The organism is Cellvibrio fibrivorans (genome assembly GCF_031457055.1).
GTDB classification, from domain to species: Bacteria; Pseudomonadota; Gammaproteobacteria; order Pseudomonadales; family Cellvibrionaceae; genus Cellvibrio; species Cellvibrio fibrivorans.
In genome coordinates this window covers 599,311-625,663 of record NZ_JAVDVX010000003.1, presented here as the reverse complement: position 1 = coordinate 625,663, position 26,353 = coordinate 599,311, and the positions used below count along the sequence as shown (strand labels likewise).

Sequence of the window (26,353 nt, the reverse complement as noted above, 5' to 3'; positions counted from 1 at the left end):
AAATAGCGACATCTCACTGCTATGGAGCATCCGCAAGCAAATCGATTAAAGGCTCTATCACCATTTGTGTCATAGGTAGAAAGATTGTAAATATGGCACCTTCACCGGGTTCACTCTGCGCTGTAATTGTACCGCCGTGGCGTTCAATAATTTTTCGACATAAAGCCAAACCTATACCAGTACCGGAATACTCGTCGCGTCCGTGTAAACGCTGGAATAGGCTAAATACCCGCTCAGCATATTGAGCCTCAAATCCGATACCTTGATCGGCGAAGCGTAAACAGCACCAGTGACGTTTATCATCCGCTATAGGTGATGCCAGGTTACTTTCGCAAGTGATGGCAATAATAGGGCGCGCATCAGGCGAATGAAATTTCAAGCTATTGGCGACCAGATTCATAAATACTTGTGCCATTTGCGAAGCATCGGCATCAATTGTTGGCATAGGATCTATATGTAATTGGGCATTGGTTTCTTCAATCGCATAATCAAGATCATCCATCACCCTATGCATGACTTCATTTAAATCGACCCTAACAAATGGCCGCTGTTTTGTGGTCACGCGCGAAAAACTCAATAGATCATCAATTAACGCTGACATACGTTCAGACGCCGCCTGCATGCGCACAACATAATTAGAACCCGTTTCACCTAACTGACCAGAAAATTTTTGTTGCAATCGATCACCAAAAGCACGAATTTTACGCAAGGGCTCTTGTAAGTCATGGGAGGCAACGAAGGCAAACTCTTCCAACTCCCGGTTACTGCGTTGCAATTCCTCGGAGTATTGCAATAACGCTTGGGTGCGCACACCGACCTTTTCTTCCAATTCGGCATTAGCGAGCGCGAGGGCTGAATTCAATTCCGCTACTTTATTGGAATTACGGTACAAGGTATAAAAAACGCCTAACGATAGAATCAAACCAATACCATTCGCCAGCAACAACGCCATGAGAATAAATTGCTTATTCTCTGCTGCGACCACTTTGTTTTTTTCCAGCAACGTAAATTCTTCATTTTCCATTTCACCCAGTAGCTGTGAAATAGCACGCATCAATTCAATACCCTCGTCGGTTTTAACCTGACGTATTGCCGCTCGAATTTCATCCCTATTGGTCAATGCCACTATCCGTTGCATTTCATCAATTTTTTTTCTCACATAATTGTGAAGAAGTTCGAAACGATTTTTTTGTTGCGGTAGTTGCGTTGTCGATTCGCCCAACCGATTTAATAAATCATCGACCACAACCAATGTTTGGTGATAAGGCTGAAGATAATCGGCATCTTCAGTTAGCAGGTAACCTCTTTGACTGGATTCTGCTGCCGCAAGTTCCGTGTTTAGATCTTTAATCAAATTAATTGTATGCAAGGTATTATTAATACTGATGTTATTTTCAGTAATCACATCAATAGAGCGATAGGCAAGTACAGCACTAACAGCAAAAAAAGTAATGGCAGCGGAAAGAGCCATCACCCACACAGAGCTAGGCAGCTTATTGATAATATATTTATTGAATGGATTGTTACCGATTAATGAGTCGCTACTCACGTCTCCCCGCCCTCGCTACTACTATCGAGCGCACGAGTGAACCGGGTATTGTGCAGTGTTTCGAGCACCTGGCTACACTGCTGGCACTCCGTCAAAATAGTCTCAAATATACTGATTGCTTTACGTATATCCCCTGTGCGCTCCAAGGTCAACTTACCCAGCTCTGCGTTAATTGAAATGGTATTGAGAGGATTGCGCAAGTCATGCACAAATCGATTTTTTTCGCCGTCCATATTCAACTCCTATAACTCAACATTGCCATAACTGTTCAATCGGTTATAGAGTGTCTTTAAACTGATACCAAGAATATCGGCAGCCTGCTTTTTATCGCCATCAAAATGCTCCAGAGTAGACTCTATAAGCTCACGCTCAACCTCTTCAACTGTTTTCCCAACACGAATACCCGCCTGAGGCTGATGAGCAACTTTAGAAAAAGGTGATGTAAGATTTTCAGGCAACACCAATACCTTTTGTTGTTGATCAGCCATAATGTAAGCGCGATGAATAGCATGACGCAGTTCGCGTACATTGCCTGGCCAGTCATAATCAATCAATCGTTTCATTGATTCGTCATTAATACCTATGGCGCCATTATATTCCTGATTAAATCCAGCCAAAAAATGCTGGACTAATAATGGGATATCTTCTTTGCGCGCGCGCAACGGTGGAATGTGAATGGGAAACACCGCCAAACGAAAATATAAATCCTCTCGCAAGCAACCCTGCACGGCCATATCTTGTTCGGTGCGATTAGTTGCGGAAACAACCCTTCCCTCAATATCAACACTCGTTGTGGCGCCCAAGCGGGTCACTTTCTGGGTTTCCAATACGCGCAATAAATTAGGTTGAAGATCAATTGGCATCTCCGTAATTTCATCTAGAAATAAAGTTCCCTTATTTGCCTGTTCAAATACGCCAATTTTTCGATGGGTTGCACCGGTAAAAGCTCCCTTCTCATGACCAAATAATTCGCTATTGATCAACTCACGTGAAAAAGCGCCGCAGTTGGCCGCAACATAATCCCCCTCTACCTGACTGGCATAATGAATCGCTGCAGCCACCATTTCCTTTCCTACACCGCTCTCACCCAACAACATAACATTGGCTTTGGTTGCCGCCACTCGTTCAATCATTTCATATAGATGGCGCATGGGTGCAGATTCACCAACCAAATAACCAAAATGTAATTTGATAGAGGACTCTGATTTGGCAAATGCCAGCTTTTTTTCTTCAAAAAGTGATTCCAATTGTTGCAAATCTATGGGCTTGATGAGGTAGCCTATATTTGACCCATATAAATTTTTTACAATCGATTTAACAGAGGGGTGACCAGTAATAAGTGTAATTTTCGTGGTATTCGGGGTTGGCAAGGCTTCCAGCAAATGCAAGCCGCTGCCATCGGGCAGGATTAAATCCAAAATCATATGGGTGTAGACATTTTTGCTGATCAACTCCCGAGCCTGTGCAACAGAATCTGCAGCAGTCACACTATGCCCCAATAACCCCAGCAGTTGCACAGTTGCGTCCAGAAAACGTTTATCGTCGTCAACCAGTAAGACATCAGCCACAATCAAACTCCTCATGTTAGCTAGCTAGCATCGAGGCGTATTCTAGCACCAGTCAGAGAGAAGAAAGCAGCAGCTATAACGAACTTAGCGATACAATTCACTTTTTTGTGCCAATCGAGCGCTGCGACCAAAATCTCAAACCAGACAAAGCAACACGGTACAGCTGATGCGACATGAGGATTTTAGCTCCCAATACGAGCTGGGTCACGGCACCAGCAATAAAAGGAGCTATTGCAAACGTAATCAAAAATGAACTGAATTTAGACGTATTAATTCTTGCACACCAACATTGCTGCAGCACTGTATTTTGCAACAATAACTGATCATTCTTTCGTTTTATCTCTGCTATTAAATCCATCTTGCATACTCCGTACAAAATTATCAATTTGTAGGCGCGTACAGGGCAAGGTCATACGTGTACGATATTTTACAAACAACCAACGACAGACTAATAACAATAATACCTGCTGCAGAAAAAACGTCAGCATACCCAAACCGATCTGCCCACTTGCTGCAAATACCGCCCACGCCATAAGTACAGAAAAAGCGCACCAGGTTAATAACATAACGGGCATCATTAACAGCCACAACATGATCAACTTAGGGAAAGTACGAATAGCAAGTAAAGCCTCTACCCTCGCTAAATCCACGACACCCCCGATAAAGCCTACCAATTGCTCTCCCAGCTGCAAGGTTTGCTCTACATCGGCTTCCCAACTGGCAGAAGAGAGTGGCGACGCATTATTTTCTGTCGTACTTTCCCCTAAAAGTTTATCACCTAGAAAACTCCCCCGAGGATTTTTAACATCAGGGGAATTTTTTTTATGATCATGACTATTCATGAACCGACAACTCAGTGGCGACGTTGCAATAAATAAGATACTAACCAACCCGCCGCAAAAGCGACGCCCACTGTCACCAGGGGTTTAGCCCTAACAACTTCTTCAGCTTTTTCTTCCAACTCCAAGGCGCGTGCTTTACCTTCTTGAAGGTGAATTTTTGCGTTAGCAGCAGTTGCACTGCCAATAGAACCAACAGCATCATAAATACTGGATGTTGCTTCTTTAAATTGAGCAATAGCCTCTGACATAGAGATATCGTCCAATTTACCATTCTCATTACTTTTTAATGAAGCTTGAGTAGCCATGGTTATTACCTCTCAGTTTGGTTAATTAAACACATTAAGGACTGTGTAAGTTACTCACACTTGCGATAACAGCGTAGTGATGCTGTCACTTAAAGACGGCGACGACCAAAAATCAGCGACAAAACAAAAAGCACTAAAAACACAAAAAATAAAATTTGTGCTATCCCTGATGCCGCACCGGCAATGCCACCAAAACCGAGAAGACCGGCAATAATGGCAACGATAAAAAATATCAACGAATAATAAAGCATGGGATTCTCCTTTTTAAGCATTCATATTGTTACCTTCAATGAACGTGCCAAGTTATTTCCTTTTTACAGAAAGTACATATTGTTCTTTGAAATAAGCAATTAAGATAAAAAAGAGATAAAACCAATGGATTCATGCACTTATAACATGATCGACAATACGGATGGTGGTGTGCAGATGGTAATTATGCTTAAAAACTATTAAACAAAAAAATATTGAAATATAAATATTGCAAAGGTTACAAAAGGTAGAAAACCTTACACAACAATCATCGTGTTACTACCTCTTTTCACAGCTATTATCGCCATCCAACACATTGATCCAGCAGCCAATTAAATCAAGGTGCGAAGATAAAATTTTAAAACAAACCAATAAGGGAATTGCAATTAGCAGCCCGATTACGCCCCATACCCAACCCCAGACAAACATCCACAACACTACCAATAAGGGATTCATATTGAAACGTTGCCCCAATACTGTCGGCGTAACGAGTTGTGACTCAATAAAATTTAACAGCAAAAAGCTGCCGGGCACCATGAGTGCCAAGCCCCAAGTTTCATATTCAATGAAGCCCACGCCAGTCAAGATGATTGATAAAACCAAGGGGCCTATATAAGGTGCAAAATTCAAGATGGCCGCTAAAGCCCCCCAGAGAAATGGATCGTCTACACCCAACAGTGCCATTACACAGGCCGTCGCCAGACCTAAACCAATATTAATAATGGAAATCAACAGTGCATAACGTGAAATATCATCACGTACAGTTTGAAAAATAATAACCGCTTTCTTTTTCTCAGCAAAAGACGATTGGGCACGCACCAAATTTCGCATTAAATTATCGCCATATACAAGAAAAAAATAGGTGATTACAAACACCGCGACAATTTCTATTAAAAACATTGCCGTTGTTCCCGCAACCACAGAAAATGCAGAAAAGAAAATAGTTTCCAGTGCATTACCAACCGCGCCACTGTGCCCTTCTGCATCGGGCAATATTTGTGCCCTGAACAGATTAAATCTATCTGACAATCCATTAATTTGCGCTACAAGTTTGTCACCCAAGGCTGGCAAACTATCCAGCCAATGGCCCGCCGGCCCAACAAGAATCACAAAGGTAGCCCCCAACCCCACAATTAGAAGAAGCACGACTAATGCTGCTGCAAGGGCATGCGGCACTCTAAAACCAGCAACAAAACGAACTAGCGGGCTGGAAAACAACGCTATAAAACCTGCTACGAATATAGGAAGCATCAATGTGCGACAAAAATACAAGGTATAAAGCACCGCAATCACAACTAATATATTCAGCGCCAAGGAAATAACGCCGTCTTTTCTACTAGTTGGCTCACGGATGATGAAAGTGCTATTCATATGGCCTTCCTCAATTTGCTGCAGTGACCAAAGGCTCTTGCTATTTTCATACCACCTGTAACAGACATTTAAAATCACAACCGAAAGAGCATTTAAAATGCACATAAAATTTACAAATTTTGTAGATTTTTCAAATTTATTTAGAATTTTTATTTTAATTTTAAAATTAAAATACATAATTTGTTTTTACTTCCTACACAAGAAAGACGTGGGCTTTAGGGTGTTTTTAGGAAATTGGCATAAAATCAGCATTATTTTTGTATGCGTTTTTAGTTAAACGCATCGACTACTTTTTAACTTTCTGCTTTACGATTGACCGAGTTACAAAACAGTTAGCAAAAGGAGAACATCATGAAATCGACTTTATTTTATTCGATTGCCATGCCACTGAGTGCATTTGCACTAACTGCTACCATGTCAGTAGCCGCCAACAAAGAGTCAGGTACAACCAACAGCACCTACACTGAAAAACAATCAGCTGCCGAATTTTGGGCCGAATTTAAACAAGACAGTGAACAAACCTGGCAAGACAGTAAGTCCGCATTCAAAGATGGCTGGATTGAAAGCAAGTTGGAGACTGCGTTGATCCTTAATAAACACCTCAACCCGTTCGAAATTGACATTCGCGTGGATGGCGATAGAGCAACGCTGGAAGGAAATGTATATTCCGATATTGACAGAGAGCTTGCAGAAAATATTGCACTGGGTATTGAGGGGATTGACTCAGTGACGAACAAAATAAAGGTTATTGAAAAACCCGCCAAGGTGGCGGAATCCAATCGTCTTAAGGGCCGTAGTTTTGCCCAGTACGTGACCGATGTTTCCACGACTGCGGCGATTAAAACTGAGCTTTTGGCATCCAAAAATATTAAGGGCATCGACATTGATGTGGATACACTCAACGACAAAGTGACTTTGTCAGGCAAAGTAAAATCACAGGAAGAGAAAGCGTTGGCACAGGCTATAGCGGCCAAACATAATGATGTAAAAGGGGTAGTGAATAACTTGCTGGTAAAATCCTGATTGCAAAAGCAAATATTCCGGGGGCGCCTGTCGCCCCCGTATCGACAGTCATATAAAATTAAAAATAACAACAAATACAAAGAGTTACTAAAACAACCTAAAAAAACAATTAAATTAAAGAACCATTCAGCACAGATTCAGCAGTAATTTAGGCTTTATCACTTCCGCCGAATGGTTTAGTCTTAGTTTTCATTGAGTCACAAGAGCTTACCAACCACTTTGAATACCCAGGTTATAGCCCCCCCGGAAATAGTCACCCAGTCATTGACGCTGGAACCCAGTGATAGTCGTCGCCTTGCCAATCTCTGCGGCCTTCTTGGCCAACATCTGCGCCAGGTTGAAGAACGCCTGGAGATAGAAATCCGCCATCGCGGTAGCGAATTCGAATTGACCGGCCCTTCCGCCAGGATTCGCGCGGGCGCGGAGCTGCTGCGCAATCTCTATCTCACAACCGAACAAAACGAACTCACCCCCGATGAAGTGCATTTAGCACTGCAAACTTCTGGTATTGAACAACTTATGGAACAACTGGATAACGCAGAGGCTCAAGCGCTGAGCGGCGCGTCACCTACTACGATCTCAAATAACGATGAGGCCGGCATTACCCTTATCCGCACCAAAAAATGCACCATCAAACCTCGCGGTTTGAACCAGCAGCGTTATGTACGTGCCGTGCAAAAACACGATATCAACTTTGGCATAGGCCCAGCCGGTACCGGTAAAACCTATCTCGCCGTTGCCTGCGCTGTGGAAGCGCTGCTAAAAAATGAGATTGAACGTATTCTGCTGGTACGCCCGGCAGTAGAAGCTGGCGAAAAACTGGGTTTCCTGCCGGGCGACCTCGCCCAGAAAGTTGACCCCTATTTGCGCCCGCTCTATGACGCCTTGTTTGAAATGCTGGGTTTTGACACCGTTGGCAAACTAATGGAACGTGGGGTTATCGAGGTTGCGCCGCTGGCCTTTATGCGCGGCCGCACTCTGAACAACTCCTTTGTGATTCTCGATGAAAGCCAAAACACCACTCGCGAACAGATGAAAATGTTCCTGACCCGTATCGGCTTTGGCACTACGGCTGTCATTACTGGCGACCCAACCCAAATAGACTTGCCACGCGGCATGGCCTCTGGACTGCGCCACGCAATTGAAGTGCTGGATAATGTGAATGGCATTAGTTTCACTAACTTCACCTCCAAAGACGTGGTCCGCCATCCGATTGTTCAACGCATCGTCGAAGCCTATGAAGCCTTTGAGCAACAACAGCCGAAGCAAGACTAAGCACTATGGCCTATCAAATCGATATTGAAAGCAACAGCCAAAGCCAGCAAATCCCTGCGGTGGCTGATCTGGAACGCTGGATTAGTGTCGCCTTGCAAAGCCAAAAGCTTGCAGAGGCAGAGGTCAGTGTTTATATCGTCGATGAGGACGAAAGCCAGGAATTAAACGCGCAATATCGGGGGAGAGATTATCCAACGAACGTGCTCTCCTTCCCCGCTGACATTGCGGAGGAAGTTGGAGTGCCACTACTCGGTGATCTGGTAGTCTGCGCCCCGGTAGTGGAGCGCGAAGCGCAAGAGCAAGGCAAAACACTGCAGGCACATTGGGCGCACATGCTGATCCATGGAACCCTGCATTTAGTCGGTTTTGACCACATTGATGACGATGAGGCCGAAGCAATGGAAACCCTGGAAACCCTAATCTTGACCAGTTTAGGGTATCCTGCCCCCTATCAAGAAATCACTGAAGAATAAAAGACCTTGGGAACTTATATCATGTCGGACGACCATCCGAGTAGCACCACTACCGAAAAACACGAGCGCCACGAAAAGCATGAGAAATCGTGGCTGGATAAACTGCTCCATGCATTCAGTGCGGAACCAAAATCCCGCGATGAACTACTGGAAATTATTAAAGATGCCGCCGACAACCAATTGTTGGATCAGGAAGCCTTAAGCATTATCGAGGGCGCGCTGGATGTCTCATCACTGCAAGCGCGCGAAATCATGGTGCCGCGCTCACATATAGTAGCGATCCGCATTGAAGATTCACCACAAGAATATTTACCGCAACTAATTGAATCCGGCCACTCGCGTTTCCCCGTAATCGGCGAAAATATTGATGACGTAAAAGGCATTTTGTTGGCAAAAGATTTATTGCCGCTCGCGCTAAAAGGCACAGACAATTTTAATCTGGAAACCATTTTACGTCCCGCCACTATTATTCCGGAAAGCAAACGCGTCAATGTGTTACTGCGCGAATTCCGCGAAAACCGCTACCACATGGCATTGGTTATGGACGAGTATGGTGGCATTACTGGCTTGCTTACCATTGAAGATATCCTCGAAGAAATCGTCGGCGAAATTGAAGACGAAACAGACGAGCAGGAAGAAGCAACTGATTTTATCAAGCGCGTGAGCGAGAATGATTACATCATTAAGGCCCTAACGCCTATCGAAGACTTCAATGAGTTTTTTGGGAAGGAGTTCAGCGATGAAGATTTTGACACCATCGGTGGCATACTCATGCAAGAATTCGGTCACTTACCCAAGCGCAATGAAGTTGTGCAAATGGACAATATGCAGTTCAGAGTGCTTTACGCCGATAACCGCCAAATTCATTTACTGCGCCTGACGATATTAAGTGATTAATTTGCAGCGAATATAATTGATAACAATCCCGCCACACGGCGGGATTTTTTTAACCGGACACATAAAAGACAACACCTATGCCCGATAAAATCCTGAATTTATCACAGCCTGTGGCGCTATTCATTGCCCTACTCAGCGGTGCATTAATCACCTTGAGTTTTGCGCCTTTTACGCTCTGGCCGATTGCGCTTATCAGCCTGGCTGCCTTTTCATTATTGTTAAAAGAACAATCGCTCAAAACCATTCTCTGGCGCTGCTTTGCATTCGGAGTGGGGTTTTACGGTGCAGGAATTCACTGGATTTATGTTAGCATTCATAACTTTGGTGGAGCTTCGCCACTATTCGCTGGTTTTCTTGTTTTTATCTTTGCCTGTTTTATGGCGGCCATTTTTATCCTGCCCTTTTATATTTTCGGTCGCTGGTTTAATCATCACTCGCTTGGATTAATAATTGCCCTGCCCGCCTGCTGGCTGCTGGGTGAATGGATGCGCACCTGGTTGCTAACCGGTTTTCCATGGTTATTTTTAGGCTATGCCCATCTAAATACACCACTTGCCGGATGGGCACCAGTTACCGGCGTGATGGGTATGAGTTTTATTGTGATTCTGACTGCTACAGTATTTGCGGAATGGATATGGAAAATAAAAGCTGAGCCTGCAAAAAAAATCTCATTACTTATTGCTAGCACCTGTTGTGCTGCATTTTGGATCGCGGGAATGACTTTAAAAAACATTACCTGGGCAGAAGCTGATCCAACTCCCATAAAAATCGGCATGGTACAACCCAATGTCGACCAAAGCACCAAACTCAGCTTTAATCAGGACACCACTATCACCGCACTCAATCAGTTACGCGATCTTAGTACTGACTTGTGGACGAATGATTGGGTAATTTGGCCCGAAGCTGCGATTCCAACATCACTAACTTATCAGGACGCACTACCGTTTTTGGAAGAGATGAACACCACGGCCGCCGAACACGACACTGCACTTTTTACCGGTGTCATATATGAAGACCGAGATAAGAAAAAATATTACAACTCAATTGCAGGGCTCGGCCAAGGGTATGGTTTTTATCACAAACGTCGTCTGGTTCCATTTGGTGAATATGTACCATTGGAAGAACAACTACGTGGCCTGATTGAATTCTTTAATCTGCCGACCTCGTTTATCCATTTGGGACCACAAGACCAGCACGGTTTAATCGCAAAAGGTGTGCGCATTACACCGGCAATCTGCTACGAGATTGTCTACCCCGATTTAATCGCCCGAGCAGCCAAAGAGACGCAAGTGCTATTGAGCGTCAACAATCTCGGCTGGTTTCTCGATTCAATCCAGTCAAAACAATTTATGCAAATGGCGCAAATGCGCGCTCTTGAAACTGGCCGCTATCTGGTTTACAGCACGAATAATGGCCCCAGTGCGATCATCGATAACCACGGTAAAATCCTCAGCCGCAGCAATTCATTCCAGGCACAAACCTTCACAGGTGTGATTTATGCCGTAAAAGACTGGACCCCCTTTATGATGTACGGCAGCGGTCCATTGGTAATATTCGCGACATTGCTATTGTTATGCATCAGCTTGCCACAGTTGCTTAAGCGCGACCCTTTGCCCGAAGAAGCACAATAAGTATTTCGAATGTAATAGCAATATTTGGGGTGTCTTGCAGCGGTTTTATCGCTAGAGTAAAGCTAACGTCATCACCTCAGTATTGCTATGAGCACCACAACTACCAACACATTTGCTGATCCACGCTGGCCTCTATTAGGCGACGTCGGCGCTGATGGCCAATTTATGTATGCCGTTATTACCACTGGCGTTTACTGCCGCCCTGGCTGCCCTTCGCGTCGCCCCAATCCTGACAATGTGCGCTTCTTTGACAATCACACCCAAGCAGAAGCAGCCGGCTTTCGCGCATGCAAACGCTGCCATCCACAACACTTGGGCAGCGATGCATTGCAAACACAGCGCATCACTAATCTATGCCGGTTTATTGAATCTGCAGCACAAGAACCCAGCCTTGCTAACCTTGCAGAATATGCCGGTATTAGCAGTTATCACTTACAGCGCATATTTAAAGCTGCGACTGGCCTAACACCCAAGGCGTACGCCAAAGCCCATCGTCACCAACTAGAAACTCAACGCAACTCACTTATTCCCAGGAAGCAATCCGCAATGACTCTTTATTTTGCTCTGGAGACATGTTCACTCGGCGCTGTTCTAATCGCACAAAGCGAAAAAGGTATCTGTGCAATTCTATTAGGTGATGATCCACAACTTTTACATGCCGATTTACAGCGTCGCTTTCCCACTGCTGAACTTATCCCAGCGGATTCAACATTTCTAAAAACTGTTATTCAAGTCATTCGCGCGATAGAACAACCACAACTGAAAATTGATTTACAGCTGGATATTCGCGGCACTGTATTTCAACAAAAAGTTTGGCAATCACTACAAAAAATTCCTGCCGGCGAAACACGCAGCTATACAGAAATAGCCGAGGAGATAGGATCTCCCAACGCCGTGCGTGCCGTAGCAGGCGCTTGTGCAGCCAATGCTATAGCCATCATTATTCCCTGTCACCGAGTAGTGCGCAGCGACGGCAATCTGTCGGGGTATCGCTGGGGTGTCGAGCGAAAACAAAAATTATTGCAGCAGGAAGCAGAAGAGGGGAAATCATAAATCCATGCCGACCATCATCGAGACCTGCATTGCGTTACCACACAACTTTCGCCTTACAGACTTTTTAGCATTCCATCAGCGCGATGCGCAAATGCTTGCTGAAGTAGTCAATGAACAGCAATTAAAAAAAGGGATTGTGTGGCAAGCTATGCCCGCCTGCATCACATTCAGGTTTGTTAAAAAACACGTGGAGGTACAGCTCCATCTAGATTCTGGTCGAAAAAAAATGGATGCCGAAAAAACTCAAGCTCGTTTACACCAACATGCCCAACATATGCTCGGCCTGAACCAAACGATTAGCGATTTTGAAAATTATGCCGCAGACCATCCACAGGTCAAACATTTGATTGACCGACAATCCGGCTTGCGTGTTCCGCAAGCAGCGACGACTTTTGAGGCATTGACCTGGGCAATTATTGGGCAACAAATAAGCGTTAACGCTGCGGTATCTGTCCGCCGAAAATTCATCCAGCAAACAGGTGTGCGACATTCGTCAGGCATTTGGTGCTACCCGAGCGCAACACAAATTGCTGCACTCTTAGAAGACGATTTGCGCTCACTAGGATTTTCGCATAGCAAAGCACGAACAGTCATAGAATTAAGCAAGAATATCCATAACGGCGATTTGCCACTCGAGGATTGGCTTAACGATTGTTTGCAAGGAAAACCACTCGCTGCACAACTTATTTACGATGCCCTGATTAAGGTACCCGGTATAGGCCCCTGGACAGCCAATTACGCCTTACTACGTGGTTTTGGGTGGTTGGACGGCTCGCTTCATGGCGATGTAGCCGTGAGAAGCAATCTACAGCTTTTGCTAAATACTGCAGAAAAGCCCGATGAAAAAACAACACAATCATGGCTAGCCACGTTTTCACCTTGGCGCGCCCTGATTGCAGCACATTTATGGAAGATGCAAAAAGTAGAAGGGTTTTGAAATACTATTAAATAATTAACTTAAGACGAATGAATAAAAAATGCATGCTACAAGGGGAACGCAAAAAATGTTATCCGTCAGAAAACTCTTTCTTTACTGAGGAACAAATCTATGTTCATGACAACTCAAATCCTGATATTGTTAATCGCGCTTCTGCACATTTATATATTAATATTGGAAATGTTCTTGTGGGAAAAGCCTGCAGGCCTGCGCGCATTCCGCAACACCCCGGAAAAGGCGGCAATTACCAAAGTATTGGCGGCTAACCAAGGTTTATATAACGGATTTTTAGCGGCAGGTTTGCTCTGGGGGCTATGGTTGGGTGAAGCAGGCACATCGATTAAGGTTTTCTTTTTAGTGTGCATCGCAATTGCTGGTATCTATGGTGCAGCGACTGCCGCGCGCAAGATTCTATATATTCAAACGATTCCGGCATTGATAGGTTTAGGATTGTTATTGTTTGCATGATGCAATAGGGATACCCTGCTTAAGCCTCTTAATAAAAATCAGGCATTATAACCTTGGGATAACCCGTATGATTTTGCTCTCGCCTATCAAAACACTAACGCTTTCCCTCCCATCGCACAAAGACCGTCACCCACACTTGAGTGCTGCGAGCGGTTTGGTGCAGGTTGGCAACTGGCTGTATGTAGTCGCCGATGATGAAAACCATTTGGGATTATTTGCGCGCGATGGCGATGGCCACGGAGAGTTAATTCCACTCTTCTCCGGCGATTTACCCCTGGAACTTGAAGAGCGCAAAACCGCCAAGCCTGACCTGGAAGTATTGACCCTGATTCCCGCCTCAAAAAAATACCCGAATGGCGCACTACTGGCGCTGGGCTCCGGCTCCAAAGAGGCGCGCCACAAAGGCGCTATTATTTCATTTAATGACCAAGGCGAATTAGGCGATGCAGAAATTATTGATCTCGCATTGCTTTATCACGAATTAAAGGAAGAGATAGGTAAAATTAATATCGAAGGTGCAGTCATTATCGATAAAGATATTATTTTGTTCCAGCGTGGCAACAAGAAAAATAAACTCAATGCAACCATTCGCTTTTCACTTAAACAATTTTATCAATACACACTTACGAAGGATAAAAAGTCCAAACATAAACTCGATGCGATTATTAGGCCCTACGATCTAGGAGAGATAGCGGGGGTTCCACTTTGTTTTACCGATGCAACCACTTTGCCCGACGGCACCATTATTTTCACTGCTGCCGCAGAAAATACCTCTGATGCTTACCTGGATGGCCAATGCATGGGTTCTATCATTGGTGTTATCAACAGCCAAAGCGATTTGCACAGCACTATCGCCATCGATAAAATAATCAAGGCAGAAGGTGTGGAGGCACAGCTGGTCAATAATAAAATCCACCTGCTGTTAGTCACCGATGCCGATGATGCAACCCTACCGGCACAAGTCTACGCCGCCGAGCTCAGCGGGTACCCATTTTAAAAACCCAGTATTGAACAGGTAGAACAATTCCCGTGATCTATATCGCCAAAAGTATCGCCGCACTATTTACATTGACCTTGCTGGCCTTTGCCGCCCTGCAATTTAATGATCCCGATCCAGTGATTTGGGTGAGTTTTTATTGCCTCTGCGCTGCCACCCCACTACTGGCGCTGGCAAATAAATTTATCAGCCCGCTTTTCTGGTTGACGCTAGCGTTATGTGTTTTAGAATTAGTCCTGACTGCACCCGGTGCCTACAATTATTATTTGCACATGGAGCAGGAACCGTTAATGCAAAGCATGAATCCGGACAAGCCTTACATAGAGGAAGCGCGCGAATTTTTAGGCGCACTGATTGCTGTGGTTCTGGTATGCCTTAGTGCCTTGCTTGCGCGCTACACGGTCAACAATAATAAATAATTTCAACACAGGCTATTCCAGCCTCTTTATGTCCAACCTCGATAAGGTGATCCAGCATATGCAATTACAAAAAAAACTAGGCTTGGGATTTATTTTCTTTGGTGTTGCCATCATTCTTGGGATGTATTTTGTAGCGGATGGTGGAGCGTTTTTGTTCTCGGCACTCATTGGTCTCATGGCCATTTTCTTCGGCGCATTCCAGTTGATGTTAACCGCTGATTTAGCCACCAAGCCGGCCGCTAAAAGCAAACCTAAAAAAGCTCGCAAGTAAACGCTGACTGCATGGATTGTCCATAAACCCAATGGCAACCCATGCGTTTTTAGCAAACTCACAAGCTTGCCAAGGCTACCTGATTGCGCCCTAAATGCTTTGCTTTATATAGCGCTTGATCAGCACGTTTAATCCAATCCCCTGCGGATTCGCCGCGCTGTAAATCCGCTACTCCCAGACTGATACTCAAGGGCTCCTTCAAACCAAATTCAGCAGTAAAGATTGCCTGTCGCAATTTTTCTGCAACGTTGGTGGCCGCCAACACATTAATTTGCGGTAATAGAATTAAAAACTCTTCGCCACCCCAGCGCCCCAGCACATCTGACTGCCGCAAGTTTTCGCCCAAAATATCGCTCACCTGACGCAAGACCTTATCGCCCATTGGATGGCCGTAATTGTCATTAACTGCTTTGAAATGATCGATATCCAAAATAATTAATGCTGTCGATTGGTGATAGCGCTGCGCGCGCTCAACTTCATCGTGCACTAGCGTTTCCATATGGCGACGATTAAACGCCTGGGTCAGCGAATCGGTAATTACCAGGATATTGGCTGCGGCCAATGCATCCTGCAACGCTTGGGTGCGCTCATCTACGCGTGCCTCCAAATGGCTCTGGTAATCGAGATTGTCATCCAGCACTACCCCCATCAATAACATAGGTGTGCCCAGTGCGAGCACAATCAACGACCAGCGGCTAAAGGCTTCAATACCCGCGCCCATATGTAAAGGGTCCAAACCGAGTACCACGAGCAATGCCGCACTGCCACCGGCAACTGATACCGCCAGTGCAGCACCAATAAATCGCAGACGAATAATAATAAAAGCCACCAGCGGAAATAATAATGCCGCGAGCGATGGCTCAAACCTCGCCAATAGCAGTGGAATAGGAATCGCCAGTGCGCTAAAAAATAATGGGTAATTAATGATTGCAGAAGCTTTGTTGCGCAGCGCGAGCCACAGGGGCACCACCAAAAATAATCCCTGCATATCGGACAAAGCCATCATCGTAAACCGTGACAACAATTCATCAGTACTGATCAACCCAACTGCCAAATGCAGAATCGCAATGCCGGCAACGCTGATCATTACTGCAACAATAATTGCCAGCAAAAAGCGCTGCAAACCAATACGGCTGAAGCGCGGTTCATTGTCCAAACGCCACAAACGCCAGGCCAGAAAACCTTGCAGCGTATCAAACAAAGGGCTGAATATAATGAGAGCAATCGTTGCCAGCACACCATTAGTCGGCATCGCCAGCAAGGCAAAAGAACCATTGATGACCAGCGACGCAAACCACACCAACGGGATGGCACGGCGGCGATAGAGACTAAACATAATCAAACCAACCCCGGAGGTCAGCCAGACTTGCGCAAAAAAAGTACCCGGAAATGCAGCGTAACGAATACCTACATAGCCCAAGACTACATAGCCCAGCATAAATAAAAACGCCTGCAGCCAGGGGAATTCTGACCGGGTAGGCGCTGCAGAAAGACGGAACAAAAAACACCTCCACACCCGGCAACTCCCCTCAGTATAGTAATGATTGGCAGCATGGCAGTTGAAACATGAATGCCAGTGCAAAAAATGCTTGCATGCTGGGAGCTATTCTCAAGCGAAAAATATTTCTATAGCCTCATTTCCTGCAGCCTCACGACACCATCCTGCAACAATTACCCATTAGCCTGTACTTTCTGAGCCAAACACGCTCCTGTACCCGTCGCCGAATAATCACCACAGGCTTATCATGAACTCACCCTTACAACAGCTGACCACACTCGGACACCAATTAGACGGCACACTCCAGCGCTACAAATCTGTGCTCTACCCACAACGATACTGGGAATATCGCCGCTGGTTGAAACAACAGCGCCGGGATATTCCACAAGACGAGCCGCTGGTCGTGTTTGACTTTCGCGATACTCGTATAGACGGTCCCCAAGGGCGACGTTTTTATTGCTTGTTTATGTATTTTATCCGCGCCGGGTTTTATCCAGTGTTGCGTGAAAATTATTTGGTGTTGGGCAATATCCAGGACAAACATAAAAAGCTCTGCTTACAACAACACTTTTCGGTGCTACTGGATGAGCGGGATTTACCGCAAGGCTATTTGCTGGTTACCGATAAATGGTATTCAGGTCTCGCGCACAAAGCGAAAAAAATAATTACCGTTAATTACCAACCGGATTACCAACCGGGTGACAGCTGCTTCCCCATGCCCTTTCCAATGTTTCCACCGATTTATGCAGCACAGCAGGATTTGCAGTTGGAAAATTACCGACAGCAAGCGCGCCAGTGGCAAATATTTTTCGGCGGCGATGCCGAGCCAGGGAAATACAATAAAAAATCTATCCGCAACATTTATACAAAACTCAGCCGTGCACAATTGCTGGAAAATCTCGCACACTCCCTCGCTTCAGGGAGCATCATCGAATTGCAGAATAATGCGGCGCGGCAAAGTGCCGAAGAAAACCACCATGCCGGTTTAATCGTTATGAATTCCCGCCTGTGCAAGGTACAACCGGAGGACTGGCTAGGCACCCTCGCCCGCTCACGATTCTTTTTAGCATGCCCCGGTGTACGCTATCCTATGTCGCACAACATTATTGAAGCTATGGCGGTAGGTAGCATTCCCATCACTCAATATCCGGAAATGTTTTTTCCTGCGCTGGAGGATGGAAAAAATTGCCTGACATTTAGCAATGAAAAAGAATTACAAATAGCGATTATCAATGCTATGGCAATGAGTGAATCCTCAATTGCGACAATGGCGCAAGCAGCTACTGACTACTACGATAACTATTTGGCTCCCACTGCAAGCATCCACCGTTTGATTAACCATAATCCCAATCGTATCAGCTTGCGGCTCTTGCCATTCCTAAAGTCGGGTGGCGGATTTGCTTAGCGCTAGCTGCAATAAATAGATATAAGCATGCAGCGCTCTTGAATACTGTTAAGTATTTTCAGCATGAGCCCGATCAACAACATTGTCATGGATTTCATTGTGGCATTAATAAAGCCATCGAAATTGAAAAAACTACAGAACACATGAAAGGATTTCAAATAGGACAAGTGTACAAAGACAAAAAAATAATAAATACGATAAAAATAAATCATAATTTTAATAAAAAAACATCTACCAAAACACATTAATCCTCGGTTTACGTCCCAAACCAAACCTCGTGGCATGCATGTTGCAACATCCCTTTTACTCAAAAAATTCATGCTTTGATCTGCATTAAACAGCAAGATTATTGTCTTTTTGATAAAAAGGGGAAACGTATGTCAACCTATATCAACTCACCAAAAAATCTTCTTATTGACGCACTTTGTCTGGAAACCCAACGTCGGCTATTTCCTCACCTTGAGGTTGTACATTTGGAAATGGGGGAAGTTATTGCAGAATCCGGAGACGTCATGAAAAACGTTTACTTCCCCATAGATTCAATTGTTTCATTGCTATATGACACGAGAGAAGGTAACTCGACTGAAATATCCCTGGTGGGCAATGAAGGTTTTGTTGGCATTGCGTTGTTTATGGGTGGCGACAGCACACCCAGCCGTGCTGTGGTACAAAGCGCTGGCAATGCTTATCGTCTCTCCAGTAGAAAATTTAAAGAAGAACTGAACCAGCATGGCGATTTACAAAAGCTTATGTTGCGTTACATTCAATCATTATTTACACAAATGGCGCAGACAGCCGTGTGCAATCGACACCATTCAATTAATCAACAACTTTGTCGTTTTCTATTGTTGATGCTTGATCGTCTCTCAGACAATCATTTATTACTCACTCAAGAGCTCATCGCAAATATGCTGGGAGTACGCCGTGAAGGTGTTACGGATGCCGCAGGAAAATTGCAAAAATTAGGCATAATTGAATACACGCGCGGCCACATTACCGTGCTGGACAGAGCCGAATTGGAAAATTTAACCTGTGAATGCTATACCGTTGTGAAACAGGAGACGGATCGTTTATTACCGCAACACCACCTCCACCAGCACAATATTTATCGGCAGTCCGCCTAGGTTATCAATCCACAGTGTTCATTTCCCGTTGCTGAATTGAAGTGCTTCTGGCGGCCTTAACTCGATTCAAATGAAATTGAATATTCAGCCTAAATAGCAGATGCTACTGCTTCATTTATCGACACCAACAGGCATGGAGTAACAGGTTATGAATATGCTGGCAATTTGCGGTAGCTTGCGGAAAAAATCCACCAACATGGGGCTGCTGCGTTATGCGCAAGCCAATGCCCCTGAGGGTAGCACTATTACTATTGCTGATTTATCGGCAATCCCTTTTTACAATGCCGACCTCAGCGAAAAACCGGCAGCAGTCATTACTCTGTTACAGCAAATTGGCGCTGCTGATGCGCTGATTTTTGGCTGCCCTGAATACAACTACTCTATGGCCCCCGCACTCAAGAATGCGTTGGATTGGGCGTCGCGCGAGCCGGAAAATGCATTGCTAAATGGTAAAGCCGTTGCCCTGATGGGAGCCGGTGGAGGTATGGGAACTTCGCGGGCGCAGTACCACTTGCGGCAGGTCTGTGTATATTTGAATTTGCATCCACTCAATAGACCAGAGGTATTTGCAAATGCCTTTACACCCGCATTTGACAGTGATGGCAATCTGGTAGATGAGAAAATCCAGGGTACGATCAAAACGCAATTGGCTGCCCTGATAAGCTGGGCTGCAAAATTGAAATAGCTGCCATGAACAGTCGCCATCTAGCAGATGGCGACTTCCGCTAACAAAAAAAGCTACGCGCCACCATTACACGACCTTACATCTGTACACACGTCCGAATCACTCCATTTTTTAATATCACCATTATTTTTTAGTGCTTTTTCACATTTTCTTAAGCCAATCTATGGCGCCTTCCTCTACCTGATCTATAGTCTTTCCAACCTGTCTTGAAAACCTTAAAAATATCGTACATAGAACGCTACAGCACGCTGGGGAATGAGGTATGCCCCGAAACTTACACCAGGCGACGAAAAAGTAGCATTAGGAAACGGCAATGATCGATAACGAACAGAAAAACTATTGTGCAAACCTTGTTGAGGTCAATAAGAAGCAAGACGTCATCACCAACCAGGCAATTTACAACCAGCAAGGCGTATTGCTCTTGTCTGAGGGATCACGTTTGGATGAAAAGCGTTCCCAGATTTTACTGCAACATAAACTGATGAAACCGCTTGAACAGTGTGTTGGCATCGCCACTAGCATGGACGCCCGTACCCTTTTTGACTACCTGAACAAATTTGCCAAAAACCTGCCTGGTCTTTATGCCGTTACTGACAATGAGGGTTACCAAAAAACCCTGCGACTGGTCTGCCTGTTTTACGAAAAATTTCCGTTGCTACGCCAGAATTTAACTGTGCTGGCATTGCGCGCACGCCATATTTATTTTCACGGAATTTTCAGTGCTTTGGCGGGCGTTGCCATAGCACGCAAGCTCAATCTCAGTTTGCCCGACATACAAGCAACCTTTATCGCTGGTTTATTTCACGACGTCGGATTTTTATATCTCGAACCCCATTTACTTGAAAAAAGCCATAGTTTTAGTGCGGATGAATGGAAAGCCTTGCAAGCACACCCACTGATTGCACAACGATTTTTAGGCATGGTGCCTGGGTTACCCAAAGAAATCGGTATTGCCATTATCGACCATCACGAGCGCATTGATGGCACCGGATATCCACGCCATGTCTTTGGCGATAAAATTTCGATGGTAAGCCAAATTATTGCTGCTACTGACCATATTATTTTTAATCACAGCCGCTATCAGGATTACGGTGTGCATGCGCATAGCATGTTGCTCGCCGCACTAAAGCTCAGCGACAATATTTATTTTGAATCAGTTTACAACGCTGCCACTATTTTGTTTAAAGAAGCACCGCCACCAACCGAAACACTCCTGCAACTTCCATCTATTGAATTATTACTCGCGCGGCAAAGAAAATTACGTATCCAGTTTGAATCTGCAAAAAGTCTGGCCCAACAACTCTTTATCAATTCCAAAAGTCCGGTTATCCGGTCGGTGACCGCAGTAATGGGCAGACTTGCGATTTCGGTCGTTCGCAGCGGAATACTGCAACCCGAGCAAGAAGATTGGCTAACCAAAGTCGGGGCCAGTCGCAGCAATTCCGAAAACTGGTCACTGGTCGAAATCAGTGTGATGCAAGATCAGATTTACGATCAGCTTGTCCACCTAAAAAACTTGATGGAGCGGGTCATCGAGAGTCTTGCAAGTGATCATGAACAACTCGAACACTTTAATAGCACCCTCGATAAAATTGACTTGCACGAAACGGCGCTCGTCTAGCAAGGTTAAAAACCTTTATACTGGCATTTTTCTCCTGAGATAGAGGTATATCCCTTGAATTATGATGCCCGCACTAACAGCTCCGACGCCGACCGCGCCGCCTTTATCCAGTGGTTGACTGACCAGACTGTTGCTGAGTTACAAGCTGCACGCGATAATGAAACAGCCATTCACGCGGCAGTGAAAACCTATGTAAAACACGCGTTGGATGCCTATCTGCCCTTTGAGGAAATTGAAGAAGTACTCGGCATCAACGAACCCTGCATTATGGATTTAGCCGAATTGTCCGAGGCGGATGAAGAAGCGGTCGTGGATGCTTTTGAAGACCTGTGTAATGCCTGATGTAACACCTCTGGCGAATCACCAGTGCCCGCTGTGTAGCCAACCCAACCACTGCGCACCGGCAGCAACTGGCAGTTTTGTCAGCAGCTGCTGGTGCAAAGCACAAACCTTCCCGCCCGAATTACTGGCGCAACTTGCGCCCGATCAGCGTAATAAAAGTTGCATCTGCCAGCAATGTGTTGATCGCTTTAACAACCAACACCCACAGCAATAAAAACACTGAGAAACAAACCAGCGAATCAATGCGCCAATCCACTTTTATTGCATAGAAGAGCATGGATTAAAGGTAAAACAGAAAAATTAAATTATGTTCACCTTAACAGCCAAACAGAATAAGAAAATAAAAGTGGAACTTTCGTAACAAAAAATACTGTGTCAATTATCTACATAAAAAAACGATTTATTTTATTTGGTAAGTTGATGCGACATATTGCCCAGCGACCTTTGACAGCTCCTACCTTCATCCCTTATCAATAACCTGCACCGGGAAATATCGAATTCGATAGTGCATTTACCTGTATGGATTATGTCATCGTTATTTTTACAAGGGGGTTTTTATGCGAGCCAGGAATTGCTTGTTTTCTACCAGTATGCTGTTGTTAATAGGCAGCATAGCCATAGCGCCAGTTGTATTAGCGCAAAATTCCAACAACAAACCAAGCGCACTGAATATCACGAAACTGGATGATAAAACCGCGACAATTAGCGCGCGTTTTTCTACGCTTTCAACACGTGAAAAAAAGGTGGGAATTTTTCTCGACAAAGAAGCTGTGACACTTTTGGATGATGGAACCGGCGGCGATCTGCGCGCAGGTGACGGCTTATTCAGTGCTAAAGTGGATTTTGATTTTGAAGCGTTTACCAAAGCGAATATGCAATTGGCGAAGTTCACCGACGGGGAAAAAAATAATCTCTTTGCTCCCGGCGGCCGCCAACAAATAACCCGGCAGCGCATTGCGATCAATGGCGATAAAATGGAAATTTTCGGTGTGAGTAACGGCAAGGAACAAATTTTCACACTGCCATTTGACCCGACATTAATTAAGGTCAACCAGCCGATTGCGTTGCCATTATTTAATTTTCCGATTGGACTACCGGTCGATTTTGACCCTGTACCCGCTGCCTCAGTCAGCATTCCGCAATCGCTGATGATTACCGATGTGAGTGTGGTCAATGATCCCGGCCGCACCTGGGCTTGCCCTACCAGCAGTACATCACCCGTAGGTAATGCAACCGGTGAATGGACCTTTTGGCGCTTGATGGAAAATATGGCGAATGGGACTTCTTCTACTTCCGATTACATTAAAGCACTCTTTAAACATTGGACGATTAACCAAACAATAAATGGTTTTAACGTTGCTGCACGGCCTGGTGTTTATCAGGAAGTGATTAAGGATTGGGAGATTCGCAGCGGCGGCCCGGGCGCAACGCTGTTGCCACAGGAAAGTCCTTTCCGTTTACTTGGCATTGTATTGCGTGCAGATTTGCGTGGCGGCACCGGCCCTTATGCGGGTGGTGACGCCGGTGAAGGCCGCTTTGTGTTTGCCCTGCACGATGGCAATTGCAACAACTTGAGTAAAACCCTGATCCTCGAATACAAAGTACCGATTGCGGGCTGCACCAATATCCGTACCTGGGCGCAAAAGTGGATCGACCTCGCCAGCTCAGCCAATTACAACAATGATTTGGCAAGCCTGACCAATGTATTCACCGCGGCTGGTGCAAATCCTTCCGCCCCCAACCAAAGTGCCATAGGCCAAGTGCGCACCAATGAGCTTTTACCCGGTTCGCCTTTCTGGGAGCTGCGTGAATTTGTATTGCCAGCCAGTGGCGGCAATTTGGTGGAGACCGATGTCAAACAAGAGCCGCATATGAGCTTCAACAACTCTTTGACTCTGGCCACCTATATCAACGCGAATTGGCCACTACTCGTCGGCCCGCCTTCAGGGCAGCACACAATTCCCTTGAGCTTTATGGGCAATCCTTTTGCTGCGGGCAGCGCGCCAGTCATGTCGATGTGGAATGCTCCTGCAGCCTCGTTGACGGTGCCATTGACACCAGCTCCCGTAACGCCACCGCCCGCCACAGTGAGAGACGATGCCTTGTTTGAGCTGGCGCTCAACACCTGTAGCGGCTGTCACCTGATGGAAACAGGAACCCCCTTTGCGCACCTGGATTACAACTCGGTTCCCGGCATGCCTGCGCAGCTATCCGGATTCCTGACCGGCATTTCTATTCCCGATCCACGCAACCCGGCGGTGATGCGCAATTTCAACGATCTGGCACGGCGTGCGGCGGATTTAACCGTAGCAGCTAATATGAGCTGCGGTCGAATTGCCCCCATAGGTAACCTGCTGTTAAATGAATTGAGCTCACCTGCGAGACTTAGGGCTGTGCATTAACCCATTGCGTCGCGTTCCCTATCCCTCAACTACAGGCGCTTGAAGCGCCTGTAGTTTCTATTGCCAACCACACTTCAGCGCTGTAATAGCCTAGAATCAGCTATAGTTGAGAGACCCCTCCCCCTCGCATCACCGCTTATTCGCAGGAGCACGCCATGAATCCCTATCACCAAAGCCTGATTTTAATTGGCATGCCCGGCGCGGGTAAAAGTACGTTGGGATTATTGCTGGCCAAAAATTTAGCCAAAGATTTTGTCGATACGGATTTGCTGATCCAACTGGAGCATCGCAAAACCCTGCAGGATATTCTGCATGAAAAAGGTTACCAGGCTTTGCGTGAAGCAGAGGAACGCGTACTGCTAAATGCGCAATACCCCAGCCATATTATTGCCACTGGTGGCAGCGCCGTTTACAGCGCCGCAGGCATGCAACATTTAAAACAATTCGGTCCGATTATTTTTTTGGATGTCAGCATCGAAATATTGGAGCAGCGGATTCACAACATAGATAACCGCGGCATAGCGCGCCCGAACAACCAAACCTTTGCCGAGATTTACGCGGAGCGTCGCCCTTTGTATTTGCAATACGCGGATATAGTGATCGATTGCAATGGAAAAAATCAGGAGCAGTTAGTGGATGAAATCATCTACGAAGAGGCAGATGCGTTTATCCAATATGAAGCCTGATTTTTCACCCCTCTCCCATTAAAAAAGCTCTACCCGGCTATCACTTTCAATCGCAGTGGGTTGTACATCCTCCTTTGATTGCAACAGACTTGATACTGTATCCAGCTGTTGCAGCAAACTGCGAAAATGTTCTTCCACTGCAGAGGTCGCCTCTTGCAAACCTTCCAGCGAATTAAGCGCGCGCTCTGAAAGCCCTAATAATTCCGCCTCTTGCCCCATATTTAAATCTAAACCGGTAGCCATAACACGTAGGGAATCGGATAAACCCGTCATAATATCTTTGACCGAATTGCGGTTATCGCGCGATGCCATTTCCAACAACATCATCACCATCCGGGTATTGTCCTGCTGAATTTTCAAGAGCGTATTGACCTTGAGGGTTTTTGCGCGCGCTTCTGCAATCGACACCAAATGCGCTAACACATCACGCAGGCGCCCATAGCGCTCTGCATCCAGATAAGGTGCATCAGTGATTAACAATTGAATATGGTCGAAGCTGAACAATAAAAAGCGCCCCTGGGATACGATGCGCGCATCTGACTCGCGCGCACTGTGCAATAAGCGCTGGTAGGAAATAGAAACATCGGCAGGAAATAAGGTGATGTCCTCATCAAATATAAATTGGATCACGCCCTCCAAGCGTAAATCTTTCAAGCAGGTAAGCAGGAGTTGCGCGAGGCGATGCAAATCCATCACCACCTGCACTTTTTCAGCAAACACCGCGACGGTTCCCATTTCAGATGCGGATGACATGGCTGTAAATGCAATCGCGGAAAAATTTTTTAATTCTTCCTGCAAACTATTAATCGCTAATTTGTCTTCATGGATTTTGTTCAACACCACTGCAAAATCCGCCTGGTTCATAGCGCAGGAAACATAACCATCTACACCCGCCATAGTGAGTTGTACACGCGCTTCGGGGTGGCTGTTATCGGCTAAAAAACCAAGCTTGGGAAGTTGCGGGGGGATGGTTGAAAGCCAGAGCGGGTCCAGAGGAGCGGCGCCCGCCACGAGTATCACAATGTCCACTTGGGAGCAGAGGTTAGCGAACTCATCCGCAGTGGCCAGCGTCTGCTCAAAGGTGACCGCATTGCTGGATAACTGACCTTGCCTATCGATAATAATTTGCTGATCCGGAACCCGGAAACATCTACCCGGATTGCCCAATAACCACAGTGCGTCCATAAGGTCGTCCTCGACAAAATCACTCGGTATCACTTAACGATTTCAACACTAACGCTTAAAATATAGGCATTAATTAC

General features: G+C 45.6%; 28 protein-coding genes. 19 read left to right on the top strand and 9 right to left on the bottom strand.

Features of this window, described 5'->3' with window-relative positions; genetic code table 11:
• Positions 1–19: 19 nt before the first annotated feature.
• The 7 genes from J2X05_RS11255 to J2X05_RS11225 form a co-directional block, all read right to left on the bottom strand.
• Entirely contained in the window at positions 20–1,549 is a 1,530-nt protein-coding gene (locus tag J2X05_RS11255) for a sensor histidine kinase (RefSeq protein ID WP_310072470.1), read from the bottom strand.
• Positions 1,546–1,782, bottom strand: a complete 237-nt coding sequence (locus J2X05_RS11250) for a histidine kinase dimerization/phospho-acceptor domain-containing protein (protein WP_310072468.1) — start codon at positions 1,780–1,782, stop codon at positions 1,546–1,548. Before J2X05_RS11250 ends, J2X05_RS11255 begins: the two co-directional genes overlap by 4 nt.
• A gap of 9 nt (positions 1,783–1,791) precedes the next feature.
• Positions 1,792–3,117: a sigma-54-dependent transcriptional regulator gene (locus J2X05_RS11245; protein WP_310072466.1), complete on the bottom strand. Its 1,326-nt coding sequence runs from the start codon at positions 3,115–3,117 to the stop codon at positions 1,792–1,794.
• Positions 3,118–3,440: 323 nt separating this feature from the next.
• Positions 3,441–3,959 carry a hypothetical protein gene (locus tag J2X05_RS11240; protein ID WP_310072464.1) on the bottom strand — a complete coding sequence of 173 codons (519 nt, stop codon included), beginning with the start codon at positions 3,957–3,959 and terminating at the stop codon, positions 3,441–3,443.
• Between the two features lie 11 nt (positions 3,960–3,970).
• A complete protein-coding gene (locus J2X05_RS11235) occupies positions 3,971–4,264 on the bottom strand; it encodes a hypothetical protein (RefSeq protein WP_310072462.1) in 294 nt (97 codons plus the stop codon).
• 89 nt (positions 4,265–4,353) lie between these two features.
• Positions 4,354–4,536, bottom strand: a complete 183-nt coding sequence (locus J2X05_RS11230; protein ID WP_445343908.1) for a DUF1328 domain-containing protein — start codon at positions 4,534–4,536, stop codon at positions 4,354–4,356.
• A 256-nt stretch (positions 4,537–4,792) separates the two neighbouring features.
• Complete coding sequence (locus J2X05_RS11225) at positions 4,793–6,061, bottom strand: AI-2E family transporter (RefSeq protein ID WP_310072460.1); 1,269 nt, start codon at positions 6,059–6,061, stop codon at positions 4,793–4,795.
• A 174-nt stretch (positions 6,062–6,235) separates the two neighbouring features.
• Between J2X05_RS11225 and J2X05_RS11220 the strand changes: the two genes are divergently transcribed.
• From J2X05_RS11220 to J2X05_RS11170, 11 genes are all read left to right on the top strand, one after another.
• The gene (locus J2X05_RS11220; RefSeq protein ID WP_310072458.1) at positions 6,236–6,907 is read left to right on the top strand and encodes a BON domain-containing protein; all 672 of its coding nucleotides are present in this window, start codon (positions 6,236–6,238) and stop codon (positions 6,905–6,907) included.
• A 219-nt stretch (positions 6,908–7,126) separates the two neighbouring features.
• Entirely contained in the window at positions 7,127–8,182 is a 1,056-nt protein-coding gene (locus J2X05_RS11215; RefSeq protein WP_310072456.1) for a PhoH family protein, read from the top strand.
• A gap of 5 nt (positions 8,183–8,187) precedes the next feature.
• The gene (gene ybeY / locus J2X05_RS11210; RefSeq protein WP_310072454.1) at positions 8,188–8,655 is read left to right on the top strand and encodes an rRNA maturation RNase YbeY; all 468 of its coding nucleotides are present in this window, start codon (positions 8,188–8,190) and stop codon (positions 8,653–8,655) included.
• 21 nt (positions 8,656–8,676) lie between these two features.
• Positions 8,677–9,552 carry a CorC family transporter gene (locus J2X05_RS11205; protein ID WP_310072452.1) on the top strand — a complete coding sequence of 292 codons (876 nt, stop codon included), beginning with the start codon at positions 8,677–8,679 and terminating at the stop codon, positions 9,550–9,552.
• Positions 9,553–9,629: 77 nt separating this feature from the next.
• On the top strand, positions 9,630–11,183 hold the full coding sequence (lnt, locus tag J2X05_RS11200) for an apolipoprotein N-acyltransferase (RefSeq protein ID WP_310072450.1): 1,554 nt from the start codon (positions 9,630–9,632) through the stop codon (positions 11,181–11,183).
• Positions 11,184–11,270: 87 nt separating this feature from the next.
• Positions 11,271–12,236 carry a bifunctional transcriptional activator/DNA repair enzyme AdaA gene (locus tag J2X05_RS11195; protein WP_310072447.1) on the top strand — a complete coding sequence of 322 codons (966 nt, stop codon included), beginning with the start codon at positions 11,271–11,273 and terminating at the stop codon, positions 12,234–12,236.
• A 4-nt stretch (positions 12,237–12,240) separates the two neighbouring features.
• Positions 12,241–13,173, top strand: coding sequence for a DNA-3-methyladenine glycosylase 2 (locus J2X05_RS11190; protein ID WP_310072446.1), 933 nt, complete (start codon positions 12,241–12,243; stop codon positions 13,171–13,173).
• A 111-nt stretch (positions 13,174–13,284) separates the two neighbouring features.
• Positions 13,285–13,641: a DUF1304 domain-containing protein gene (locus J2X05_RS11185; protein WP_310072444.1), complete on the top strand. Its 357-nt coding sequence runs from the start codon at positions 13,285–13,287 to the stop codon at positions 13,639–13,641.
• 67 nt (positions 13,642–13,708) lie between these two features.
• Complete coding sequence (locus J2X05_RS11180; protein WP_310072443.1) at positions 13,709–14,638, top strand: DUF6929 family protein; 930 nt, start codon at positions 13,709–13,711, stop codon at positions 14,636–14,638.
• 32 nt (positions 14,639–14,670) lie between these two features.
• Entirely contained in the window at positions 14,671–15,057 is a 387-nt protein-coding gene (locus J2X05_RS11175) for a transmembrane 220 family protein (protein WP_310072441.1), read from the top strand.
• A 28-nt stretch (positions 15,058–15,085) separates the two neighbouring features.
• Complete coding sequence (locus J2X05_RS11170; RefSeq protein WP_310072439.1) at positions 15,086–15,328, top strand: hypothetical protein; 243 nt, start codon at positions 15,086–15,088, stop codon at positions 15,326–15,328.
• 58 nt (positions 15,329–15,386) lie between these two features.
• Here J2X05_RS11170 and J2X05_RS11165 read toward each other — a convergent pair whose 3' ends face one another.
• A complete protein-coding gene (locus J2X05_RS11165) occupies positions 15,387–16,829 on the bottom strand; it encodes a GGDEF domain-containing protein (protein ID WP_310072437.1) in 1,443 nt (480 codons plus the stop codon).
• A gap of 244 nt (positions 16,830–17,073) precedes the next feature.
• Between J2X05_RS11165 and J2X05_RS11160 the strand changes: the two genes are divergently transcribed.
• From J2X05_RS11160 to J2X05_RS11125, 8 genes are all read left to right on the top strand, one after another.
• On the top strand, positions 17,074–18,231 hold the full coding sequence (locus tag J2X05_RS11160; protein WP_310072435.1) for a glycosyltransferase: 1,158 nt from the start codon (positions 17,074–17,076) through the stop codon (positions 18,229–18,231).
• Between the two features lie 377 nt (positions 18,232–18,608).
• Positions 18,609–19,355, top strand: a complete 747-nt coding sequence (locus J2X05_RS11155) for a Crp/Fnr family transcriptional regulator (protein ID WP_310072433.1) — start codon at positions 18,609–18,611, stop codon at positions 19,353–19,355.
• A gap of 148 nt (positions 19,356–19,503) precedes the next feature.
• Positions 19,504–20,040: an NADPH-dependent FMN reductase gene (locus tag J2X05_RS11150; protein WP_310072432.1), complete on the top strand. Its 537-nt coding sequence runs from the start codon at positions 19,504–19,506 to the stop codon at positions 20,038–20,040.
• Between the two features lie 313 nt (positions 20,041–20,353).
• Positions 20,354–21,661: an HD-GYP domain-containing protein gene (locus J2X05_RS11145; protein ID WP_310072430.1), complete on the top strand. Its 1,308-nt coding sequence runs from the start codon at positions 20,354–20,356 to the stop codon at positions 21,659–21,661.
• A gap of 54 nt (positions 21,662–21,715) precedes the next feature.
• Positions 21,716–22,003 (top strand): hypothetical protein, encoded by a 288-nt coding sequence (locus tag J2X05_RS11140; protein WP_310072428.1) that lies wholly within the window; start codon positions 21,716–21,718, stop codon positions 22,001–22,003.
• On the top strand, positions 21,996–22,217 hold the full coding sequence (locus J2X05_RS11135; RefSeq protein WP_310072426.1) for a cysteine-rich CWC family protein: 222 nt from the start codon (positions 21,996–21,998) through the stop codon (positions 22,215–22,217). The genes J2X05_RS11140 and J2X05_RS11135 overlap by 8 nt, the downstream gene beginning before the upstream one ends.
• 343 nt (positions 22,218–22,560) lie before the next feature.
• A complete protein-coding gene (locus J2X05_RS11130; protein ID WP_310072424.1) occupies positions 22,561–24,405 on the top strand; it encodes a choice-of-anchor X domain-containing protein in 1,845 nt (614 codons plus the stop codon).
• A 155-nt stretch (positions 24,406–24,560) separates the two neighbouring features.
• A complete protein-coding gene (locus J2X05_RS11125; protein ID WP_310072422.1) occupies positions 24,561–25,091 on the top strand; it encodes a shikimate kinase in 531 nt (176 codons plus the stop codon).
• A gap of 18 nt (positions 25,092–25,109) precedes the next feature.
• Here the strand turns inward: J2X05_RS11125 and J2X05_RS11120 are convergent, their stop codons facing one another.
• Positions 25,110–26,276, bottom strand: coding sequence for a hypothetical protein (locus tag J2X05_RS11120; protein ID WP_310072420.1), 1,167 nt, complete (start codon positions 26,274–26,276; stop codon positions 25,110–25,112).
• Positions 26,277–26,353: the final 77 nt, after the last annotated feature.

What these genes read in the sequence shown, in the direction of transcription:
- J2X05_RS11180 (WP_310072443.1), top strand. Translation starts at nt 13,709, where the DNA reads ATGATTTTGCTCTCGCCTATCAAAACACTAACGCTTTCCCTCCCATCG.
- J2X05_RS11230 (WP_445343908.1), bottom strand. Translation starts at nt 4,536, where the DNA reads ATGCTTAAAAAGGAGAATCCCATGCTTTATTATTCGTTGATATTTTTT.
- J2X05_RS11185 (WP_310072444.1), top strand. Translation starts at nt 13,285, where the DNA reads ATGTTCATGACAACTCAAATCCTGATATTGTTAATCGCGCTTCTGCAC.
- J2X05_RS11145 (WP_310072430.1), top strand. Translation starts at nt 20,354, where the DNA reads ATGATCGATAACGAACAGAAAAACTATTGTGCAAACCTTGTTGAGGTC.
- J2X05_RS11240 (WP_310072464.1), bottom strand. Translation starts at nt 3,959, where the DNA reads ATGAATAGTCATGATCATAAAAAAAATTCCCCTGATGTTAAAAATCCT.
- J2X05_RS11150 (WP_310072432.1), top strand. Translation starts at nt 19,504, where the DNA reads ATGAATATGCTGGCAATTTGCGGTAGCTTGCGGAAAAAATCCACCAAC.
- lnt (WP_310072450.1), top strand. Translation starts at nt 9,630, where the DNA reads ATGCCCGATAAAATCCTGAATTTATCACAGCCTGTGGCGCTATTCATT.
- J2X05_RS11155 (WP_310072433.1), top strand. Translation starts at nt 18,609, where the DNA reads ATGTCAACCTATATCAACTCACCAAAAAATCTTCTTATTGACGCACTT.
- J2X05_RS11235 (WP_310072462.1), bottom strand. Translation starts at nt 4,264, where the DNA reads ATGGCTACTCAAGCTTCATTAAAAAGTAATGAGAATGGTAAATTGGAC.
- J2X05_RS11205 (WP_310072452.1), top strand. Translation starts at nt 8,677, where the DNA reads ATGTCGGACGACCATCCGAGTAGCACCACTACCGAAAAACACGAGCGC.
- J2X05_RS11220 (WP_310072458.1), top strand. Translation starts at nt 6,236, where the DNA reads ATGAAATCGACTTTATTTTATTCGATTGCCATGCCACTGAGTGCATTT.
- ybeY (WP_310072454.1), top strand. Translation starts at nt 8,188, where the DNA reads ATGGCCTATCAAATCGATATTGAAAGCAACAGCCAAAGCCAGCAAATC.
- J2X05_RS11120 (WP_310072420.1), bottom strand. Translation starts at nt 26,276, where the DNA reads ATGGACGCACTGTGGTTATTGGGCAATCCGGGTAGATGTTTCCGGGTT.
- J2X05_RS11250 (WP_310072468.1), bottom strand. Translation starts at nt 1,782, where the DNA reads ATGGACGGCGAAAAAAATCGATTTGTGCATGACTTGCGCAATCCTCTC.
- J2X05_RS11195 (WP_310072447.1), top strand. Translation starts at nt 11,271, where the DNA reads ATGAGCACCACAACTACCAACACATTTGCTGATCCACGCTGGCCTCTA.
- J2X05_RS11125 (WP_310072422.1), top strand. Translation starts at nt 24,561, where the DNA reads ATGAATCCCTATCACCAAAGCCTGATTTTAATTGGCATGCCCGGCGCG.
- J2X05_RS11135 (WP_310072426.1), top strand. Translation starts at nt 21,996, where the DNA reads ATGCCTGATGTAACACCTCTGGCGAATCACCAGTGCCCGCTGTGTAGC.
- J2X05_RS11190 (WP_310072446.1), top strand. Translation starts at nt 12,241, where the DNA reads ATGCCGACCATCATCGAGACCTGCATTGCGTTACCACACAACTTTCGC.
- J2X05_RS11160 (WP_310072435.1), top strand. Translation starts at nt 17,074, where the DNA reads ATGAACTCACCCTTACAACAGCTGACCACACTCGGACACCAATTAGAC.
- J2X05_RS11130 (WP_310072424.1), top strand. Translation starts at nt 22,561, where the DNA reads ATGCGAGCCAGGAATTGCTTGTTTTCTACCAGTATGCTGTTGTTAATA.
- J2X05_RS11170 (WP_310072439.1), top strand. Translation starts at nt 15,086, where the DNA reads ATGTCCAACCTCGATAAGGTGATCCAGCATATGCAATTACAAAAAAAA.
- J2X05_RS11225 (WP_310072460.1), bottom strand. Translation starts at nt 6,061, where the DNA reads ATGTATTTTAATTTTAAAATTAAAATAAAAATTCTAAATAAATTTGAA.